This window comes from Burkholderia pyrrocinia (assembly GCF_001028665.1).
GTDB classification, from domain to species: Bacteria; Pseudomonadota; Gammaproteobacteria; order Burkholderiales; family Burkholderiaceae; genus Burkholderia; species Burkholderia pyrrocinia.
The window spans coordinates 1,187,971-1,207,955 of record NZ_CP011504.1 but is presented as its reverse complement, the minus strand read 5'-3'; the positions used below and the strand labels follow the sequence as shown (position 1 = coordinate 1,207,955).

11 protein-coding genes are annotated in these 19,985 nt (G+C 63.8%); 1 reads left to right on the top strand and 10 read right to left on the bottom strand.

What is annotated here, in order from left to right; translation table 11 throughout:
* Positions 1 to 21 precede the first annotated feature (21 nt).
* The 5 genes from ABD05_RS21645 to ABD05_RS21625 form a co-directional block, all read right to left on the bottom strand.
* The gene (locus ABD05_RS21645; protein WP_047902138.1) at positions 22 to 1,035 is read right to left on the bottom strand and encodes an arabinose ABC transporter substrate-binding protein; all 1,014 of its coding nucleotides are present in this window, start codon (positions 1,033 to 1,035) and stop codon (positions 22 to 24) included.
* A 73-nt stretch (positions 1,036 to 1,108) separates the two neighbouring features.
* A complete protein-coding gene (locus ABD05_RS21640) occupies positions 1,109 to 2,038 on the bottom strand; it encodes a Gfo/Idh/MocA family protein (protein ID WP_047902137.1) in 930 nt (309 codons plus the stop codon).
* A 25-nt stretch (positions 2,039 to 2,063) separates the two neighbouring features.
* On the bottom strand, positions 2,064 to 2,993 hold the full coding sequence (locus ABD05_RS21635; RefSeq protein ID WP_047902136.1) for a dihydrodipicolinate synthase family protein: 930 nt from the start codon (positions 2,991 to 2,993) through the stop codon (positions 2,064 to 2,066).
* A 50-nt stretch (positions 2,994 to 3,043) separates the two neighbouring features.
* Positions 3,044 to 4,405: an MFS transporter gene (locus ABD05_RS21630; protein WP_047903714.1), complete on the bottom strand. Its 1,362-nt coding sequence runs from the start codon at positions 4,403 to 4,405 to the stop codon at positions 3,044 to 3,046.
* Positions 4,406 to 4,484: 79 nt separating this feature from the next.
* Complete coding sequence (locus ABD05_RS21625) at positions 4,485 to 6,236, bottom strand: IlvD/Edd family dehydratase (RefSeq protein ID WP_047902135.1); 1,752 nt, start codon at positions 6,234 to 6,236, stop codon at positions 4,485 to 4,487.
* A 114-nt stretch (positions 6,237 to 6,350) separates the two neighbouring features.
* On the opposite strand from ABD05_RS21625, the gene ABD05_RS21620 reads away from it, so the two are divergent.
* The gene (locus ABD05_RS21620) at positions 6,351 to 7,301 is read left to right on the top strand and encodes a LysR family transcriptional regulator (protein ID WP_047902134.1); all 951 of its coding nucleotides are present in this window, start codon (positions 6,351 to 6,353) and stop codon (positions 7,299 to 7,301) included.
* 102 nt (positions 7,302 to 7,403) lie between these two features.
* Here ABD05_RS21620 and ABD05_RS36495 read toward each other — a convergent pair whose 3' ends face one another.
* The 5 genes from ABD05_RS36495 to ABD05_RS21605 all read right to left on the bottom strand — a co-directional run bounded on the left by ABD05_RS36495 (position 7,404) and on the right by ABD05_RS21605 (position 19,554).
* Complete coding sequence (locus tag ABD05_RS36495) at positions 7,404 to 8,015, bottom strand: DUF746 domain-containing protein (protein ID WP_082146188.1); 612 nt, start codon at positions 8,013 to 8,015, stop codon at positions 7,404 to 7,406.
* Complete coding sequence (locus ABD05_RS21610) at positions 8,015 to 9,754, bottom strand: ShlB/FhaC/HecB family hemolysin secretion/activation protein (RefSeq protein ID WP_047902133.1); 1,740 nt, start codon at positions 9,752 to 9,754, stop codon at positions 8,015 to 8,017. Before ABD05_RS21610 ends, ABD05_RS36495 begins: the two co-directional genes overlap by 1 nt.
* A 32-nt stretch (positions 9,755 to 9,786) precedes the next feature.
* Entirely contained in the window at positions 9,787 to 10,086 is a 300-nt protein-coding gene (locus tag ABD05_RS37800; protein ID WP_141685091.1) for a hypothetical protein, read from the bottom strand.
* A gap of 82 nt (positions 10,087 to 10,168) precedes the next feature.
* The gene (locus ABD05_RS37795; RefSeq protein WP_141685090.1) at positions 10,169 to 10,435 is read right to left on the bottom strand and encodes a hypothetical protein; all 267 of its coding nucleotides are present in this window, start codon (positions 10,433 to 10,435) and stop codon (positions 10,169 to 10,171) included.
* Positions 10,432 to 19,554, bottom strand: coding sequence for a hemagglutinin repeat-containing protein (locus ABD05_RS21605; RefSeq protein WP_158361638.1), 9,123 nt, complete (start codon positions 19,552 to 19,554; stop codon positions 10,432 to 10,434). The genes ABD05_RS37795 and ABD05_RS21605 overlap by 4 nt, the downstream gene beginning before the upstream one ends.
* Positions 19,555 to 19,985 lie beyond the last annotated feature (431 nt).

The following is a 19,985-nucleotide window of genomic DNA, read 5'->3' as shown; positions in this document are numbered from 1 at the left end:
CGCGTTTTCGCCTCGCACCGCTCAGATGCCGAGTTCGGCGCGCACGGCCTGCCAGTTCGCGCGCGTCATCAGCTTGCCGCTCGTCTGCGTGTCGGCCGCCGGCGTCTTGCCGTTGCGGATCCAGTCGACGAGGTTCTGCGTGCTGTCCTTGCCGTGGTTCGTCGAACTGACCGCGATCGTCCCGTAGAAGCCGGTCGGCTCCTTCTTCTGGAACTCGGCGAACGCTTCGCCCGCGCCGTTGATGCCGACGCCGATCACGTCGGCCGACGGGATGTGCAGCTGTTCGGTCGCGCGCACCGCGCCGAGCACGGTTTCCTCGTTCAGCGCGTAGACCACCCATTTCTTCACGTTCGGATGCCGTGCGAGCACCGGCGCGGCCGCGCTGAAGCCGCCTTCGTCGTCGGTCGTCTTCTGCGGCGCGTCGAAGATGTTCTCCTTGCGGAAGCCGTTCGCGAGCAGCGCCTGCGTCGCGCCGTCGGTGCGCAGCTTCGCGGTCGGCAGCTCGTTGTTGGTGATCCGCAGCGCGCCGACTTCCTCGGGCTTCCAGCCGCGCCGCTTCATCTCGTCGGTGATCGCCTGGCCGACCTGGTTACCGATCTTGGTCGCCGACATCCCGAGGTGCGGCACGTTCGCGAGCGGCTTGCCGGTCGAATCGACGAGCTGGTCGTCGACGGTCACGAACTTCATGTTGTAGCGCTTCGCGCGCGCGGAGATCGCCGGGCCGAGGCGCACGTCGGGCGCGCAGATCACGAAGCCCTGTGCGCCCTGCGAACCGAGGTTGTCGATCGCGGCGAGCACCTTCTCGCCGTCGGGCGTGCCGATCTTCACGACCGAGAAATTCTCCTTCTGGCCGAGCGCGGACGCCGCGTTCTGCTCGTTGATGAACCACGCCTGCTCGGGCATCTTCACCAGGAAGCCGATCTTCAGCGGCGCGTCGGCGCGCGCGGCGCCCTGCATGCCGAGCGGCGCGATGCAAAGCGCGGCCAGAAGGGCACGCAGGGTGTGTCGGCGAATCGTGTGAGTGGTGCGGGTCATGTGGTGTCTCCTAGTATCGACTTGGGTCTTCATCATTCATCGTGCGCGGTCGCGGCGAAGCGCGCCGGCACATTCAGCGGCCGAACGCGTCGGTCTGCACGCGCCGGCCGAACAGAAACGCATCGGCGACGAGCCGCAGCGGCCGCACGTCGACGTCGCTTTCGCCGCGCGCGATCAGCGCGCGGAAGTGAGCATACAGTGCCGGATACTCGCGTTCGGGGCCGATCTCGACCGGCTCGCCGTTGATCGACAATTGCGCGCCGCCGCGGCTGATCGCGAGCACGCCGTCGGCCGTGTCGACCGCGATCTCCCATTGCTCGACCGGGCCGTGCCGCCAGTCGAATTCCGCGCGCACGGGCACGCCGTCGGTATCCGCGCAATCGAGTTCGGCCGCGATCGGCGTCTGTACGTCGCTCGGCACGAACAGCGTCGCCTCGCGCAGCACGAGCTCGCGCGGCAGGATCCGCGTGACGATCGACAGCGCATTGATGCCCGGATCGAACACGCCGAGGCCGCCCGGCTCCCAGATCCACTGCTGCCCCGGATGCCAGCGCCGCACGTCCTCCTTCCAGCGCACCTGCACCGCGCGGATCGTGCGCGTCGCGAGCCATGCGCGTGCGGGCTCCACCGCGCTCGCGCAGCGCGAATGCCAGGTCGCGAACAGCGTGAGGCCGCGCGCGTGCGCGAGCGCCTCCAGCGCGGCCACTTCGCCGAGCGTCGCGCCCGGCGGCTTCTCGAGCATCACGTGCTTGCCGGCTTCGAGCGCGGCGCGGGCCTGAGCGTAGCGCACTTGCGGCGGCGCGCACAGCGACACCGCGTCGAGCTCGCGCTCGGCGGCCAGCAGCGCGCGGAGATCCTGATAGTTGCGCACGCCGGAAACTTCAGCGTGGCGGCTCGCGCATGCAGTCAGCGCGAAGCCCGGTTCGGCGGCGATCGCCGGAAGATGCTGGTCGCGCGCGATCTTGCCGATCCCGACGACGCCCAGCGAAACCTGCTTGCTCATTGTGCGTTCCTCCTTTGCGAATCGCTCAGTGCGCCCAGCGCAGCACGAGCGGATCGAGCCGGCGCGCGATCGCGAGCAGTTCCGCGCGCGTGTCCGGATGCAGTTCCGGCATCGGATGCCGCGGCCGCTCGCACGCGATCACGCCGCCTTCGCGCATCAGCGCCTTCGCGGTGAGGATCCCGGACTGGCGGTTCTCGTGATTGATCAGCGGCAGCCATGCCTGGTAGCGCGCGTACGCGTCGTCGTGGCGACCTTCGCGCCATGCTTCGAGGATCGGCCGGATGCCGTCCGGAAACGCGCCGCCCGTCATCGCGCCGGTCGCGCCCGCGTGAAGGTCGGCGAGCAGCGTGATCGCCTCCTCGCCGTCCCACGGCCCCTCGATCGCATCGCCACCGAGCCGGATCAGCTCGCGCAGCTTGTTCGCAGCGCCGGGCGTCTCGATCTTGAAGTACGAAACCTGCTCGATCTCGCGCGCCATCCGCGCGAGGAATGGCGCCGACAGCGCGGTGCCGCTCGCGGGCGCGTCCTGGATCATGATCGGGATCTCGATCGCGTCGGACACGCGCGCATAGAAATCGAAGATCTGCGCTTCGGGCACACGGAACGTCGCGCCATGATACGGCGGCATCGCCATCACCATCGCCGCGCCGAGCTGCTGCGCGCGCAGGCTGCGCACCGCGCACACCTGCGTGCTGTAGTGCGACGTCGTGACGATCACCGGCACGCGGCCGGCGACGTGTTCGAGGATCGTGCGCGTGAGCACGTCGCGTTCGTCGTCGGTGATCGCGAATTGCTCGGAGAAGTTCGCGAGGATGCACAGCCCGTCCGAGCCCGCGTCGATCATGAAATCGACCGCGCGTTTCTGGCTCGCGAGGTCGAGCTCGCCGGTGTCGGTAAACGTCGTCGGGACGACGGGGAAGATGCCGCGATAGCGCGGCGTGCTGCTCGATGTCATGGTTCGGTCCTGCGTCGGTCGAATCGGCGTTCAGCCGGGAAACAATGCGTTCAGGATTCGCGGGCGAGCGCGCCCGCGGCCGGCTGCGGCGTGCGCAGCGTCGCGCGGACCACGAACGTGATCAGCACCGCGAACAGCAGCGTCGCCGCGAGGAAATACAGGCCGGCCGCGAGGCTGCCGGTCGCCTGCTTGATCAGGCCGATGCCGTACGGCCCGACATAACCGCCGAGATTCGCGAGCGAATTGATCGCGGCGATGCCGACCGCCGCGCTCGTCCCGGTCAGGAACTCGCCGGGCAGCGCCCATACGACGGCCTGGATCGAGTAAAGCGAAAACGCGGTGAGGCAGATGAACAGGAACTGCAGCGCGGGCTGCCGCGCCCATGCGCTCGCGGCCATCGTCAGCGCCGCGGCGGCCGACACGACGACGATGTGCCAGTAGCGTTCACGCGTGCGATCCGAATGACGCGGCACGACCAGCAGCCCGACCACCGCGAACAGGTACGGCACGGCGGACAGCAGGCCGGTGGCCGTGTCGCCCGCGCCGAACGCGTGAATGATCGTCGGCAGCCACAGCGACAGCCCGTAGATGCACAGCGGGAACGGCAGGAACAGCGCCGCGAGCAGCAGCACGCGCCGGTCGGCCAGCGTGGCGAGCGGTTTGCGGTGCGCGTCGGGGCGATACGTGTCGCGATCGGCGGCGAGCTGGCGCGCGATCCAGCGCCGCTCGTCGTCGTTCAGCCAGCGCGCGCGGTCCGGCGATTCGGGCAGCAGCCGCAGCGTCGGCCACACGAGCAGCACGGCCGGCAGGCCGCTGACGACGAACAGCGTCTGCCAGTTCGACAACCCGAACAGCCCGTGCGTCGACAGCAGCCAACCCGCGAGCGGCCCCGTCACGATGCCGGCGATCGGCTGCGCGAGCACGAGCAGCCCGATCACGCGCGCGCGGCCGCGCATCGGAAACCACTGCGTGAGGAAATACAGGATGCCCGGATACAGGCCGGCTTCGGCCGCGCCGAGCAGGAAGCGCAGCACGTAGAAGCTGGTCGGCCCCTGCACGAGCGCCATCGCCATCGTGATCACGCCCCACGTCGCGAGAATGCGTGCGAACCACACGCGCGCGCCGAAGCGGCCGAGCGCGAGATTGCTCGGCACCTCGCACAGGAAATAGCCGATGAAGAACAGGCCCGCGCCGAGCCCGTACGCGGCGTCGCTCAGACCGACGGCCGCGTTCATGTGCAGCTTCGCGAAACCGACGACCGTGCGGTCGACATAGGCCACCACGTAGATCAACGCGAGAAACGGCACCAGCCTGCGCGTGAGCGTGCGCATCAACTGCCGTTCGTCGACGGCAGCCGACGGGCCGGATTCAGCCGCGGCCGGTGTCGCGGACGGGTGCTGCGTCGTCGTCATCGTGTCTCCATGGGTGGGCTGCGCCGGCGTCGTCGCCGGTCTGCCCTGCTTCACCTGTGCGTCGTTTCGCGCACGCCGATCAATGCGAATGGCTCGGCACGTCCGCGCCGCGCATGCCGACCAGGAAGTCGAGGTCGCACCCCTCGTCGGCCTGCAGCACGTGATCGATGTACAGCCGCGCGTAGCCGCCCTTGCCGAGCTGGCCGGCCACGCCCGGCGCCGCGGTCGGATCGACATCCGACAGGCGGCGCTGCAGTTCGTCATCCGCGATGTCGAGATGCAGCGTGCCGGCGTCGCAGTCGAGCTCGATCCAGTCGCCGTTGCGCACCGCCGCGAGCGGCCCGCCGGCGGCGGCCTCCGGCGCGACGTGCAGCACGACCGTGCCGTAAGCGGTGCCGCTCATCCGCGCGTCGGAAATCCGCACCATGTCCTTCACGCCCTGGCGCAGCAGCTTCGGCGGCAGCCCCATGTTGCCGACCTCGGCCATCCCCGGATAACCGCGCGGCCCGCAGTTCTTCAGTACCAGCACGGAGCTCGCGTCGACATCGAGCGCTTCGTCGTTGATCGTGGCCTTGTAGTGTTCGAGGTTCTCGAACACCACCGCACGGCCGCGATGCTTCAGCAGCTCGGGGCTCGCCGCCGACGGCTTCAGCACCGCGCCGCGCGGCGCGAGATTGCCGCGCAGGATGCGGATGCTGCCGTCCGCGATCAGCGGCCGGTCGAGCGGGCGGATCACCTCGTCGTCGTAGTTCGGCGCTTCGCGCACGTTGTCCCACAGCGATTTGCCGTTGACCGTCAATGCGTCGGGGTTCGGCAGCAGCCCGCCTTCGCCGAGCCGGCGCAGCACGGCCGGCAAGCCGCCCGCGTAATAGAACTCCTCCATCAGGAAGCGGCCCGACGGCATCAGGTCGACGATCGTCGGCGTGTCGCGGCCGATGCGCATCCAGTCCTCGAGTTCGAGCGGCACGCCGATGCGGCCCGCGATCGCCTTCAGGTGAATCACCGCGTTCGTCGAGCCGCCGATCGCCGCGTTCGCGCGGATCGCGTTCTCGAACGCGGCGCGCGTCAGCACCTTCGACAGCACGAGCCCTTCGAGCGCCATCTCGACGATGCGGATGCCCGACATGTGCGCGAGCACGTAGCGGCGCGAATCGACGGCCGGAATCGCCGCGTTGTGCGGCAGCGTGACGCCGAGCGCCTCGGCCATGCACGCCATCGTCGACGCGGTGCCCATCGTGTTGCAGGTGCCGGCCGAGCGCGACATGCCGGCTTCGGCCGACAGGAAGTGATGCACGTCGATCTCGCCGGCCTTCAGCGCTTCGTGCAATTGCCACACGGCCGTGCCCGAACCGATGTTCTTGCCTTCGAGCTTGCCGTTCAGCATCGGCCCGCCCGACACGACGATCGCCGGCACGTCGCAGCTCGCCGCGCCCATCAGCAGCGCGGGCGTCGTCTTGTCGCAGCCGGCAAGCAGCACGACCGCATCGATCGGGTTGCCGCGGATCGCCTCCTCGACGTCCATCGACGCGAGGTTGCGCGTGAGCATCGCCGACGGCCGCAGGTTCGATTCGCCGTTCGAGAACACAGGGAACTCGACCGGGAAACCGCCCGCTTCGGAAATTCCGCGCTTCACGTGCTCGGCGAGCTTGCGGAAGTGCGCGTTGCACGGCGTCAGTTCAGACCACGTGTTGCAGATGCCGATGACCGGCCTGCCGTCGAACTCGTGATCGGGGATGCCCTGGTTCTTCATCCAGCTTCGGTACATGAAGCCGTTCTTGTCGTTCGTGCCGAACCATTGGGTGGAGCGCAGCCTGGGTTTTGTTGCCGACATCGTCAGTCCTGTGGTGACGGGATACCGGCGCAGTCTAGGCAGAATTTTGATAACTCGCTAATGACGTTTTAGGCGATTACGATATCGATTCCGATATCGATATAAACCCGTACGATGACTGACGCCAGCCCGTGGGGCAACCGCAGCCGCCTGAAAACCCGCCAACTCCTGCTGGTCGTCGCGCTCGCCGACGAAGGCAGCATTCATCGCGCGGCGGCCGCGCTGAACATGACGCAGCCGGCCGCGTCGAAGCTGCTGCGCGAACTCGAGGAGTCGATCGGCGCGGTGCTGTTCGAGCGCCTGCCGCGCGGGATGCGGCCGACGCTGTACGGCGACGCGCTGATCCGCCACGCGCGCGCGGCGCTCGGCAGTCTCGACCAGGCGCACGAGGAACTGGCCGCGCTGAAGGCCGGCCATCTCGGGCATGTGGCGGTGGGCGCGATCACGTCGCCGGGCCTGCGGCTCGTGCCGCCGGCAGTCGCCGCCGTGAAGGGCACGCATGCGGGCCTGCATGTTTCGGTCGAGATCGACACCAGCAACGTGCTGCTCGAACATCTCGCGCAGGACAAGATCGACATCGTGCTCGGCCGGCTCTCCGCCGAACACGACAAGCTGCGGCTGCGCTACGAACCGCTGACCGGCGAAACGGTGGCCGCGGTCGTGCGGCCCGGCCATCCGCTGCTCGCGCACGCGCCGCTGTCGCTCGCCGACGTGCAGCGCGCCGCATGGGTCGTGCCGCCGGCCGGCAGCGTGCTGCGCCATCGCTTCGAGCTCGTGTTCCAGCGCGCGAGCCTCGCGCCGCCCGCGAACCTCGTCGAGACGTCCGCGCTGCTGTTCATCACGCAACTGCTCGAACAGAGCGACATGATCGCGGTGCTCGCGGAAGACGTCGCGCGCTACTACGCGCGACACGGGATCGTCACGGTGCTGCCGCTGGAGATGGATTGCCGGATGGACGATTTCGGGATCATCACGCGCACCGACCGGCTGCATTCGCCGGCCGTCACGGTGATGGCCGATGCGATCCGGGCGGCTGCGCGCGAGGTTTATGGCGTCGCGCTGTGATGCGGTGGCTGGAATCCTGGACGCCTGGGGGAAAGCTTTGCCCTTTCGTCGATCGAAACACTTCCGTCGTGCAGTTCGTAGGGTATCAAGTGTTCAGATAGCTCACGTTTGTTCGCCCACGATATGCATTCGGCCGTCCCGATCGATCACCTCCCGTCGCATCGAAAACAGCCGACCGCATCCTGCACATGACCAGCCGCGGCCATCCGTATGTTGCGCCGTTCCCACACGGCCACAAAACGGACACGGCGTCGTCTCGTCTGGCGTGACACCCAAGCGGATTCTCGAGGACAGGCTGCCGCTCGGGTCGAGTCGCAGCAACCAGCTACGCCAGGCCGTGACGCGCTCCGCGATATCTGAAGACAGGCTGCCCATCCGCTCTCCCGCTTCGAGACATGAGATCGGTTGCGACAGCAGGGACACGAACAGGTCGAGCTTCTTGAGGTGTTTTTCGCCCAGCGGCGTGTCGACGGTGCGGCCGAAATAGCGCTGGCACGTCTGGCATTTGAACATCGGCAGCCGGCCGATCGGGCGTGTTCTGAATCCCGCACTCGTGATATGGCTGCCGCCGCGCCGTGGACAACGGGGCCGCGGCTCGTGGCTCTCGGACAGCAGCGTGGCGATCTGCTCGGTCAGAAAGACTGTCAGTTCTCGATCCTCGCCGGTGTCGTCTCCGACGACACCGGGCCGAGTATGGGATTGCGCCCTCATCATCAGAACTGTGCCGTGACCTGAAAACCAACCGTTACTCGCGCTGTCGGGAACCCGGACGGCTTGTAGATCGGTGTGCCGGCAAACAGGTCGTAACCATAGGCTCCCAATCGGGTCGCGATGCTGCCCTTCACGCCGATCACCGCGCCCGCCAGTTGCGTGCCGACGAGGGCGACCGGCTGCGGGCCCCACACCCGCCCGTAATCGAGTCCGGCGTAGACCGCCTGCCCGGTCTGCCCGATCGGCGCCTGCAGTTCGTTGCGCCAATAGAAGCCACGTGACGCGGCCAGCATCGTCTCGCCGTCGAAGCCGCGCACCGTGTAACGGCTGCCGATCGTCAGGTCGTCGATGTAGTACAGCGTATTGCCCGTGTACTGGCCGTGGAACGTCGTCACGTAGCGGAACGGCTGGTTGGCGATGGCGAACGGTACGGACAGGTTGGCGTCGAGCACGGCCATCTTGTAGCGGTAGGTCGGGCCGCCGTCGGCCGACAGGGTGTCGTCCTGCGCGCCGAACGCGCCGATCCCCTGCCGGTACGCGAGCGTGCCGTCGAATTGCGCGTTGCCGAAGTAGTGGCGATCGGTCAGGCCGAACTCAACGAACGTGTTGTTGCGGCGCTGCTGCGGAATCTCAGTGTCCTCGATGAAGCTCTGGCCGAACCGACGCGACAATCGGAACTGCGCGCCGAACACATCGTTCTGGCTACGCGACAGCACACGGTTCAGCTTGAAGTCGACCGTCTTCGAATTACCACTGGCGATGAAGGTCTGGTTCACGCCGGCGATCTGCTGGTAATACGTATTCGTGTACGCCGAGAGCGTCGCGGTCCAGTAGCCCCACGGGATCGAATAGAACCCGTTCCAGCCGTGCGAGCCGAACCGCTTGTCGCCGAACTCGAGATCCTGGCTCACGCCGACATTGAAGACGTCGTTCAGGCCCAGGGGATTGTCGATGCCGAGCGACAGGTTGCCCTGCAGCCGGCCGGTCGCACGCGTGCCCGAGTTGTCGATCGAAGCGACGACCGTCCACGGCTTCCCGCGCTTCACGTCGAGCACGACGTCGCTTTCGCCGGGCACATCGGCCGGGACGATCTGCATCGACACGTCTTGGCTCGTCACGCGCTTCATCTGCTCGAGGCCCTGTTCGAGGTCGCGCAGGTTCAGTAGCTCACCGTCGCGAGTCGGAAAGGCAGTTTTCCAAGTGCCGCGGAGCTTCTCGTCGGCAAAACGCACATGGCGGATTACGCCGGGGATCAGTGAAAACCTGAGGGTGCCGGTTGACAGATCCTGTTCGGGCAGCAGCACGCGTGTCGTCACATACCCGCGCGCCAAGATGGCTTGCGATAGGCCCTTGACGAGCATGTCGAGACCCTGTTTGCCAACGCACTGGCCGGTGTAGTGCTCAAGCCATTCACGCGCGAACGCGAAGCGGTCCATCGGCAATGCCGACGCGCCTTGCGATTTCACGGAAGCGGGTAGCGCATCGGGTACGTCGAGTGCGAAACGCTCGATCCGAAAGCAGGGCGTTTCCGAAGGCAGTGTTGGATACTCAGCGCTCGCCACCACTTCCGATCGCACCCCGGGCGCGGAGACTGCCCGTTCGCGCTCACGCGCTTCTTCCTGCTGTCGAGTTTTCTGATCGTTGCCCGGGATGATCAGGTGCGGAGCTTCCTGCGCCGACACGCTAGTTGCGATAAACAGCAATGCAGCCGCAGCAGAATTTCCCCGGCGAATAGTTTTCATGTGTTTTTCTAGATATGTGATCGCGGACTAAGTCAGGTGTCGGGTCGATCTTCCTTGGCTTTCTTGGCAGCGCTGCGACCAAGGTATGCGACAAACGTCGTGCTCACCGATAGGCTTGTGAAGATGAGCAAGGGAAACGGGGCAAACAATTCGGAAAATATTGGCAGAGCTTTTTCAAAACCGACCAATACAATTCCCATTAGAAATGCTCCTCCATATAAAATCGCAAACGTCACTACGAATACTTTCCATAGGCGGAATTTTCCGAGAATTTTTGCAATGAAGGTCCCGAACAACCCACCAATTAATCCGTTTATGATCTCGCCTGGCATAGCCCCTCCTGTCACAGTACGTTCTCGACCGATGCGGACGAATGCACAAACATAAGCAGGCCCAAACTCACCAAGTCGATCATCATTTGAACCAGGGGCCAAATTTTTTGGGGTCATCACTTAGAAAACCAGATTTCCTAAATTGCGCCGGAAATCGTTTTACAAAAAAAACAAACAGCGCAAGAAAAATAGGTAGCCCAATGAAAAATATTGATATAATTTCGCTTACGCCAATAAATTTTTGTGCGCCAAATATTATCAAGAACGCATAAAAGCCTGCGGCAGCGATAGACGCCCCCCCGACAACAAAAAACGTCTGAATGGTTGCATACAATCGCATCCAATTCACTTTTTACCTCCTGATCCTTGGATATCGTTTATGACGCTCATACCTTTTGCGCCGACACCGAATAATAACATTCCTTGCGTCGCCCCGTATGGCAGCGCTTGATTTACAAATGGGATCAATGTTTTGTTGTTAATTCTAGGGACCATCACTCCGAATATTGAATTTGGACGATTCAACCCATCCGCGACTCCCATTTTTAGCGGAACCGGTGCGTAAAGAGCTGCAAGAGATGCAGCCAGACTCAACCCATCGTATGCGATGGGACCCCAATATCCGGATAATGTTTGATTAAACTGATCGCGAAGAGCGTTTGTTCCGGGTACATTAATTCCATTGTATCGGTTATACAGGCCGTCAGCGCCTTCGGCGATTTCACTTGTTCCAAATACGATCATCGGAACGCCAGCCGCGCATCCAAGGCCAGTCGTGCAGAACCCTACCCCGGTTTTTGTCGTTACACTGCCGAGGGCCACTTTGACAGCATCCTTTGCCACTCCGACTGGATCGTTCTTGATGGCGTCTCCACCTTTCTGCAAAGCGGTATATTCGAATAGACCAGAACTCTTCTGTTGGTTCACCCAGTCGAGTTCCTTTGTGAGTGATGCCACCTCAACTTCGCTCACAAAATTCTTTGTTCGTTCATCGCTACCAGCGGGATATTCCGCCCAGCATTTCACGGCATAACACGCGGCACGCGTAAGACGTTTTTCCTCATCTTTGTCGCCGTTTGCCTTATCTTGAATAGCCTTCTTTTCGTCCGGATGCAACTGCCGATTGAACCGGTCAACGTTGTACCCCGAGAACGCCCCCGATTCCCCGCCCACTGCCGCTCCAGCCCCCGTCGCGAGCGCGTTCACCACGATATTACCCAGCGCCTGATTCATATTGGCGTTACCGGTCGGATCGCTGCCTGCGATCGCGCTACTCAGTTCGTTCAGCTTGCCCGACGCGATCGACGCAATCGCCGCACCGGCTGCGCCACCTACCGCATTGCCGCCCGCCAACCCCGTTACCAGCGCCGCGCCGGCGCCTTGCATCAGCGCCCGGTTCGCTCCGCCTTCCTTCCATGCGTCGACGCCTGCCTGGTCGCCATTCGCCGCGGCATCTTTCATCATCTTGTCTGCATAGTCCCCAATCCGGCGCGACACCGCTTCACCAGCCGCGCTGGCCGCAGCCATCATGTCCGCTTGATTGCTCAACAGATTCTGCATGTCGGGGAGTTTGGCGACCGTACCGTTCGTATTCGTCGTGTCGCGGTTCAAGCTCGCCACGTCCTGCGTCTGGTTCGCCGAATCCGTGATCGTGACCGCCCCCGTGCTGACGCCGCTCTTCGTCGTCGCGCTATCACTGCCGCTGTCGTTCTGGCCAAGCATGGGCGCGGCGCCCCCCGCATTCTTGCCCGACGTGCTGCCGTGCGTGCTGTAATTCATCCCGCCGTCGCCGGTCGTCGCGCCCGCGCTGAAGCCGCTCGAGCTCGCGTCGTAGTGCGACTGGTTCCGGATGTCCGAGAAGGACAGCGAACCCGTCGTCAGCGAGTTCTTCGACGCATCCGCGTCGCTCGCGATCAGCCCGCCTTTCAGGTCGGTATTGCCAGTGACGTTGATATTGAAGCCACCGTCGCCCGCATGAATCCCGGCTTGCTCGTTGACACCAGCATAACTGCCCGAGGCATTGCCCTTGCTCTGGCTGAAGTTCGCACTCGCACCACCCTGGCTGACGCTGAAACCGCCGCCCGAACTCGACTGATGTGCCGCACTCGACAACGTGTCCTGCACACTCTCGATGTTCAGGTTCCCGCCCACATCGGCGTTCACCTGATTGCCCTTCACGTTCGAGCCGATGATGTTCGTATCGCCGCCCGAGATGATCGTCACACTGTTTGCCGCGTTCACATGGCTGTTGTTCTGCGTGGCCAGATCGCTGTTGCCGTCGCCGTTAGCTTTCGACATCGCCGCCGAGATACCGAAGCCGCCCGTGCCGACCGATACGCCCACACTCGCGCTCTTCGATTCATTCGTGCTGCGCGTCGAATCGGTATCCGTCGTATTGATGATATTGACCTGATTCTTCGCTGCCAATATCACGTCGTTTGCGTTCACGTTCGAGCCGGCGATCGTCACATTGCCGCTGCCCGACTGACCGTTGCCGGTCGCCGCAAACGCCACCGTCCCGCCTGCATTCACGTTCGAGCCTCGATTCGTCACGCTGTTCTCGGTGAATGCGCTGTTGCTGTGGCTGCTGCCGACACTGACTTCAACCTTGAACTGAGGTGTCTCACCCGCTCCCAGCGTCCTGACCAGATCGCCGGCCGCCATGTTCGCATCCCACGCCGCGCTCGCCGCGGCCATTCCGTGCAGCGCTGCCGCGCGACCATCCTGGCTACTGCTGGACGCGCGCGACTGATCCACCGCGTTCGACACCGCATCGATTACCGGTGCCTTCAATGCCAGTGTCAGGCCGCTCTTCGACACTTCCTGCGTCTCGCCGCGGTGACGCGTGTCCTGCGCAGCATCGATCGTCACGTTCGCGCCTGTACCGCTGAGATTCTTCGCTGCGATCAAGTCGCTTCCCGTCACGTGCAGGTCGTTTCCAGCAGTAATGCTGACGTTGCCCTTCAGCGAACCGATCGTGCTGCCGTTGTTCGACACCTCGGTCGACAGACTGGTCGTCTTCAGCGAACTGCTGCCAACCGACACCGACAGGCCGCCCCCCGACATCAACCCCGATTCCTTCTTGTCGTAGTAGCTCGACGACTGCAAGGTATCCTGCGACGTCGTAACCGTCACGTTGCGTGCTGCCGTGAGTGTCACGTCGTTCGTTCCGACGATGGTGCTACCCTGAACATTGACGTCCTTCCCGCTGACGATATTCACGCCGTCCGCTGACACCAGACTGCCCTGATTCAACGTCATGGTCTGGTCGATCCCGCTTGCGATCTTCGCGCCGCTCACCACGTTGCTATGGCTATGCGTTTCGTGCGAGTTCAGCTCGTGTGTCTCGGTTGCCGCGCCGATGTTCACATCGCCGGCCGCCAGCAGGTTCGCGTTGCCCTTATCGAGACTGATCGCGCTGCCGGAGAGCGTAATGTCCTTGCCCGACACGATGTTGACCGTGTCGCCGCCCTTGAGCGTCGTGCCGGTCAGTGCTTGATCCGACGTGTGCAGTGTTTCCGCGTAGCTGCCATGGCTATCGCTGCCGGAACTGTTGCTGTTCACGGTCGACGTCGCGCTCGCCGCGCCGAGCGTCACGTTGCCCTTGGCTGCAAGCGTCCCACCTTGCCCGAGATCGATCTGCGCGCCCTTCGCGGTAATGTCGCCGCCAACACCGATAATCGATTGCCCACCGACCGTCACCGAGCCGCCGGTGACCTTGTTGATGTCGGTGTTGGACACACCGTTCGCCCGCTGCACGATCTTGTGCTCGCCCGTCTGCACCGCGCCGAGATCCCAGTTGCCGCCAACGTTCATGCCGAGATTGCCGCCGACCGACAGGTTGCCCGCGTTCTGCTGGAAGTTGCCGCCCGTCGTGATCGACGCATCGCCCGCAACGTCAAGTTTGGCGGTCGGCCCGAGCGTGGTCACCACGCTCGTCGCGCCGTCGCGGCTCACACGCGTGTTCGTCTTCGTCGCCGTGTCGAGAATCAGATCCTTTCCGGCGTCCAGCTGCAAACTGCCGGCTTTCACGTTCGCCGACGTCAGGTCGATGTTGTTCTCGGTCTTCAGCGACATCAGCCCACCGCTTTGCAGCGCGCCGAATGCGTTGTCGATCTGCTTGCCCTGGATCGCCAGCGTGTTGTCCGCCTTGATCGTGCCGCTGTTCGTGAACGACTGTGCATTCTGGAAATCGACGTTCGTCGCACTGATCAACGGGCCATCGATATTCTGCTGGCTGGCCTTCGCGAGATATACGACCGGCACGAGCACCGACTGACCGTCGACCACCCGCGTTTCCATCATGACCACGTTGCTGGTCAGCCTCGACACCTGATCGGCCGACAGGCTCGCGCCGATCGGTAGATCGAGCGACTTCGACAGATTCGCACCGGCCGCCATCAGCGATTGATACATCGTCTCGAGGTCGGCGTACGGCCCGAGTACCGCCTTGCCAGTCAACGACGTGACTTCGTTGCGCACGAGCTGCTGCTCATAGAAACCGTCGCCGAGCCGCTTCGGGATATGCGTCAGATCGACGCCGATCTGGCTGAAGAAGTAGTCGCTCGAGATGAAATTCTTCTGGTTCGTGAACGCCGGATTCGTCTCGATCACGTAGTTCGCGTTTGGCGCCGTGGTCGGCTTGTACAGTCCACCCTGCGGAATGGTGAGGTTGTTCAGCACGTTCAGCGCCGTCGCACTGGCGATAATCGGGTCGACCGGCGCGAGCGCACCACCGTGCACAGACGACGCCCCCGATTTCGCACCGCTCGCGTTACCGCTCAGGTTCGTAGGCGTGAGACCCGGCACCGACTGACCCGGCAGCAGCCCGAGCGACGGAATCGATGCGTTGCCCGCCGAGTTGTTGACGCTGACACCCGTTCCCGAAATCGTGCCGTTCGAACTCAGCGTCGAGCTGTAGCCCGGCAGCTTGTAGTCCTTGATCGAGGCCGGCGCCGCCTGCGTGTAGCCGCCTGGCCGAGAGCCGACAAACGGCGCATTGCCGAACGGCAGCTTCCAGTCATATTCGGAATTATCGTAGTTGTTGTAGTGATATTGCCCCGAGTACGAGACCGTCACACCCGGCAGTTTCTGACCGGACGCCGCCCAACCATCCGCATCGTAGCGCGCCGGCATCTTGACATCGCCGACCGCCGCGATGTTGCTCCAGTAGTTTTGCAGCGTACCGACCGAAGATGCGTCGATCTTGCCACCCGACACGATCTGGGCGGCCGGGCTGATGTCCGTTACGGTCGTCGCCGTTGCGCTGTCCGCATAGTAGGTCGTGAACTGATACGTGCTGTTCCACTGACCGCCATGAGGCGGCTCCGTGTAGACGCCGCCGATGCTGTCCGGATCCTTCACGCCGACCTGACCCGTGCGGCCGCTGATCGGAATGCCGAACTGCGCGAGCGATGCCGGATCGATCTGGCTGGTGGAAGTCTTCATCACGCGGCGCGTACTCGTTACCTTGTCAGCATGCAACTCCATGTCGCCGCCGGACTGGATCAGGGCAGACACGTTATTGACCAGCGCCGCGTTCGTGTAGTTGCCGCTCGCGTCTTTGCCGCCTGCCAGCACGACCTTGCCCATGCCGAAGATGGCGGTCGTGGCCATCGAATCAGTCGCGGTCGTATCCTCCCGGTTCTCGATGTCATGCGCGAGAATCTCGAGCGTACCGTTGCTGTCTGAACCGCCAATCAAAGCGGTCGGTCCAAGGTTCGAAATCGTATTCGTCGCGTTGAGCGATACGCTGGCGCCGACCAGCGCACCCGTGTTGGTCAAATCGGTCGACTGCGTCCGCAGCAAGCCGCCGGCCGTCAAGGCGCCCGCGTTGACGATGTTGCCCGCGTTGACGCTCAGGTTGTTGACCGATTGCAGGTTCGCGTTGTTCGTAAAGGTGCCGGGCAACGTGAAGGCGAGATCGTGACCGACGTTGAACTGCGTGTCGGATGCCGCCGTGTAATCGCCCTGCAGGTTCACGTTGGCGTCATGCGTCGCGCTATATGTGCCGCCGCCTTGCAGCGTGGCCGCCGCGACCGACAGATCGTGCGTCGAGCTGATCTGACCGTTCGTGTTCGTGATCGCGCCGGTCGTAGTGACGTTCACGTCGCCCTTCGAATTCGTGACGTTGCCGATGGTGCCGCCACTGTTGTCGAGGGTGTTCCCCCGGACATGCAGCGATGCACCGCTGAGCTGACCACCCTGCGTGTTGCTGATCGACGCGGCACCAACCGTCACGTCGCCGTTACCGGTGATGGCCCCCATACCCGACACACCACCGGCACGGCTGTTCGAGATCTGGCTACCGCCTTGCACCGTCATCTTGCCCGCACCGAGGTCGACAATGGCGCCGTCCGCGTTGTCGATCGAGGCCGATTGAATGTCGAGCGTGCTGGTGTCGCCCGCAGCCGATTGCCCGGCCTGGACGTGGCCGCCTCGGTTCGACAACGCGCCGCCGTTCTTCAATGACAGCGACCCATCCGAACGAAGCAGGCCCTGTGCGTTGTTCACGTCGCCCGCAATCGTGGCGTTGATGCCGCGCTGCGCAGCGAGGATACCGCTCGCGTTGTTCCAGGTGGCCGCGTTGACGATGGCTTGTCCCTTCATCACGATGGTGCCTGATGCGTTGTTCAGCGCGCTGGCGCCATTACCCGGCGCGATCGTCAGCGTGCCCGTGCCGGCATGTGTGATGGTGCCGCCTGCGTTGTTCAGCTCAGCTGGCGTGAGCGTCAGATCCGTGCTGTTCGTCTGGATCACGCCAGCGGCCGAGTTGTCGAGCGTGCCGCTGACATTCATGCCCATCGCTGACGACCCATACTGCGTGATCGTGCCGCCGTGGTTGACGAGGTTGGCGGCCGTCAGCGCAAGCTGATTGGCCTCGAGCTTGCCGCCGCTGTTGTCGAGCGTCGAGTCGGCTGTGACCGACAGGTTCGGCGCGACGATCGAACCGCCCTGATTCGTCATCGAGCCTGTGTGGATTGTCGCGTTCGTGCCTGCGCCGATTTGCCCACCGTCGTTCGTCAGCGTGCCGCTGGTGACGCTCAGATCCGTATTCGACAGCAGCTTGCCGTTCGCGTTGTTCAGCGTGCCGCCGACGGTTGCCGTCAGTCCGGTCTGCGCATTGATCGAGCCCGACGTGTTGTTCAGCGTGCCGGTTTGCGCGACGACGCGCCCGTTGCTCGCAATCGCACCGCCCACGTTCGACACCGAACCTGCGCCGCTGCCGAGCGTCAGCGTGCCGGTGCCTGCATGTGTAATCGTGCCGCCGTCGTTAACAAGCACTGCCGGGGCGAGCGTCAGGTCGGTACTGTTGGTTTGCAGCGTGCCGCCATTGGAATTGTCGAGCGTGCGCGACACATTGACGGCCATCGGGCCAGTCCCGGTCTGCGTGATCGTGCCGCCGTGGTTCACGAGGTCGGTCGCGTTCAACGATACCTGGCCGGCCTGCACTGTGCCGGCGCTGTTGTCGAGCGTCGTTGCGCTGACGGTTGCCGTCTGACCGGCAATCGCGCCGCCGTTGTTCGTGAGGCGTGCACCGGCATCGACCGCGACGTTCTGCGCGGCCTGCAGGGTGCCGCTGCCGTTGTCGACCGACTGGCCCGCGACATGCAGATTCGTGTTGGATGTGATCGCGCCGCGGTTGACAACGTTTGCGCCCTGGACCGACACATCACCGTTGCCGCCGATGACACCGCCTTGCGCGCCGTTCGCGGTCGTGCCCGCGGCGTTGGTCAATTGGCCGCTCGTCGTCACCGACAGGCCGTCGCCGTTGAGCGACGTAATCCGTCCTGCCGTGTTATCCAGCGACGCACCGGCCACCTTCATGCCGGCCGCGCTTTGGAGGGTGCCCTGGTTGTTCGCGATGGCGCCGCCGTGCACGTCCGCCGTGCTCTCGGACACCATCTCGCCAGACTGGTTAGCGATCTGGTTGGCGACATTCACCGACAGCGGCCCCTGCGACGAGACCTTGCCGCTCTGGTTCGAGAGGGCACCACCGGTCAGCGTCGTGCTGCCGCCGCTCGACAGGCTGCCGTGGTCGTTGATCACCGTGCCCGAAGCGTTCGCAGAGACTGCGCCTTGCGCGCTCGTCGTCGCGTTCGCGAGATTCATGTCGCCGGCCGTCGCGTTCAGCGACAGATTGCCGTTTGCGGCCGTCGTGCTGCTGGCGAGATTCACGCTACCACCGGTCAGCGACGCATTGCCGCCCGCGACATTCTTGCCGGTTGCGCTCAGTTGGCCTGAGACTGCCAAGTTCAGATCGCCGCCATGGCCTACCGAACCGTCGTCGTTCACGCCCGCGCCGAGCGTGCCGGTCGAATTGACACTGCCGGCATTCACTGTTGTATTCTGCTGCGCCGCGAGCGTCCCGCTGTTCGTGAGATCGGCGCTTGTGCTGGCCGACAGCGATTGCTGCGCGTACGTCGTGCCGCTGTTCTGGATGCCGCCTGCGGCCGACAGCGCCAGGTTGCCGCTCGCTGTCGTCCTGCCCGTGAGCACGAGCCGGCCGTTCGACTGCAGCGTCAAATCGCCCGCCTGCGCCGCGATCGTACCGGCGTTGGCCACCCCCACGCCGTTCTCATTCGCAGCGAGGAAGATCCGATTGCTATACATGCCGCCCAACTGACTCACGTCGATTGCAACCGACGGCGCGGGGCCGTCGCCAGCGATCGGCGTCGCGGCAAGCGTGTCGTGGTTGACCTGGCTCGCGCCGGCGATCACGTTCAGATTCTTCGCATAGACCGCCGCGTTCACCTGCACCGCTCGTGCAATCAGATCGACCTGATCGATATTGGCTGCATTCAGGCCCGCGCCAGCGACGGTCACGAGGCCGCGGTTAACGTTGTAGCCGGCAAGCGACCCATCGGCACCATAGAACGGCACGCCGGTTGTCAGGGTCGCGCGACTGGTATTGAGAAAGCCGCCGCCGTCGACAAAAATCCCGGACGGGTTAGCCAGGACGAGTTCTGCACGGGCGCCTGCTATCTCGACTGTGCCGCGGATTTGTGACGGGTTCGGGCTGTTGACCTGATTGACGATGATCCGCGCGGCCTGTCCGGCTCCGTAATTCGGGTTGCCGTTGATCCAGCCCGCTTGCTGGGTCTGAACCATCGTCGCCGAGTTGTTCAGGATCGCCCCAGCCTTCTGTACATCAAACTGGTTGTAGGTGTTGACCGAGACACCTGCGCTCGACGGACGCGCCACGTTGACTTGAGGCAAGCCGTTCGGCGTCTGGATCACCTGCGTGCTGGTACCCGGCGTCGGGACGATCTGCGCACCGGACAGGGCGGGTAGCACGCCGAGCACCGCGACGCCCAACGCAACGGCGCGCGTGCCCGACGCCGATGAACGCCGCCGCGCACGCCTCTCACCCGTTGCCGATTTCCCCTCAGCCGTCGCCGTCTCCGCGACGGCGACCACCATACCCCGAAGCCTGGAATACACCAGGCGGTGCGTATTCTTGTTCATTCTCGTCGACGCGGCCCGCGTCCATTCGTTGGTTATTGGACGCGAGCTTACTGAAACACCGAAAAATGACTGTCAAAAATTGCCAAGCTGTTGAGGGGAAACCACAAATTTCAAATTTCAGATTCGTTCAATTGACGTGCGCTCGCGCATCTCTGATCGAGTTCCTAAGGCATACCGGAAACAAACCAGATCGACTTCTCGCGTCTGTCGTGTGCCTACCTGTTACGCACGAATTTTGTTCACGGTTGAACGTTTCGACGTGCGATTAATCGCACAAGAGCCTTTCGAGATTTATGTAAAGTCGCCAATCCCCCTCGCATCGCGGAACTCACAACCTGAATCGCGATCGCGAGGCTGCATCCCTGCGGTTCAGTAGGCAACGGTATAACTTTGCACCCAGTGCAAAATTATCCTTCCTGTCTCGTTCCGCG

Excerpts from the sequence above, each read along its gene's own strand:
- ABD05_RS21645 (WP_047902138.1), bottom strand. The coding sequence starts at position 1,035 with ATGACCCGCACCACTCACACGATTCGCCGACACACCCTGCGTGCCCTT.
- ABD05_RS21640 (WP_047902137.1), bottom strand. The coding sequence starts at position 2,038 with ATGAGCAAGCAGGTTTCGCTGGGCGTCGTCGGGATCGGCAAGATCGCG.
- ABD05_RS21635 (WP_047902136.1), bottom strand. The coding sequence starts at position 2,993 with ATGACATCGAGCAGCACGCCGCGCTATCGCGGCATCTTCCCCGTCGTC.
- ABD05_RS21630 (WP_047903714.1), bottom strand. The coding sequence starts at position 4,405 with ATGACGACGACGCAGCACCCGTCCGCGACACCGGCCGCGGCTGAATCC.
- ABD05_RS21625 (WP_047902135.1), bottom strand. The coding sequence starts at position 6,236 with ATGTCGGCAACAAAACCCAGGCTGCGCTCCACCCAATGGTTCGGCACG.
- ABD05_RS21620 (WP_047902134.1), top strand. The coding sequence starts at position 6,351 with ATGACTGACGCCAGCCCGTGGGGCAACCGCAGCCGCCTGAAAACCCGC.
- ABD05_RS36495 (WP_082146188.1), bottom strand. The coding sequence starts at position 8,015 with ATGATGAGGGCGCAATCCCATACTCGGCCCGGTGTCGTCGGAGACGAC.
- ABD05_RS21610 (WP_047902133.1), bottom strand. The coding sequence starts at position 9,754 with ATGAAAACTATTCGCCGGGGAAATTCTGCTGCGGCTGCATTGCTGTTT.
- ABD05_RS37800 (WP_141685091.1), bottom strand. The coding sequence starts at position 10,086 with ATGCCAGGCGAGATCATAAACGGATTAATTGGTGGGTTGTTCGGGACC.
- ABD05_RS21605 (WP_158361638.1), bottom strand. The coding sequence starts at position 19,554 with ATGAACAAGAATACGCACCGCCTGGTGTATTCCAGGCTTCGGGGTATG.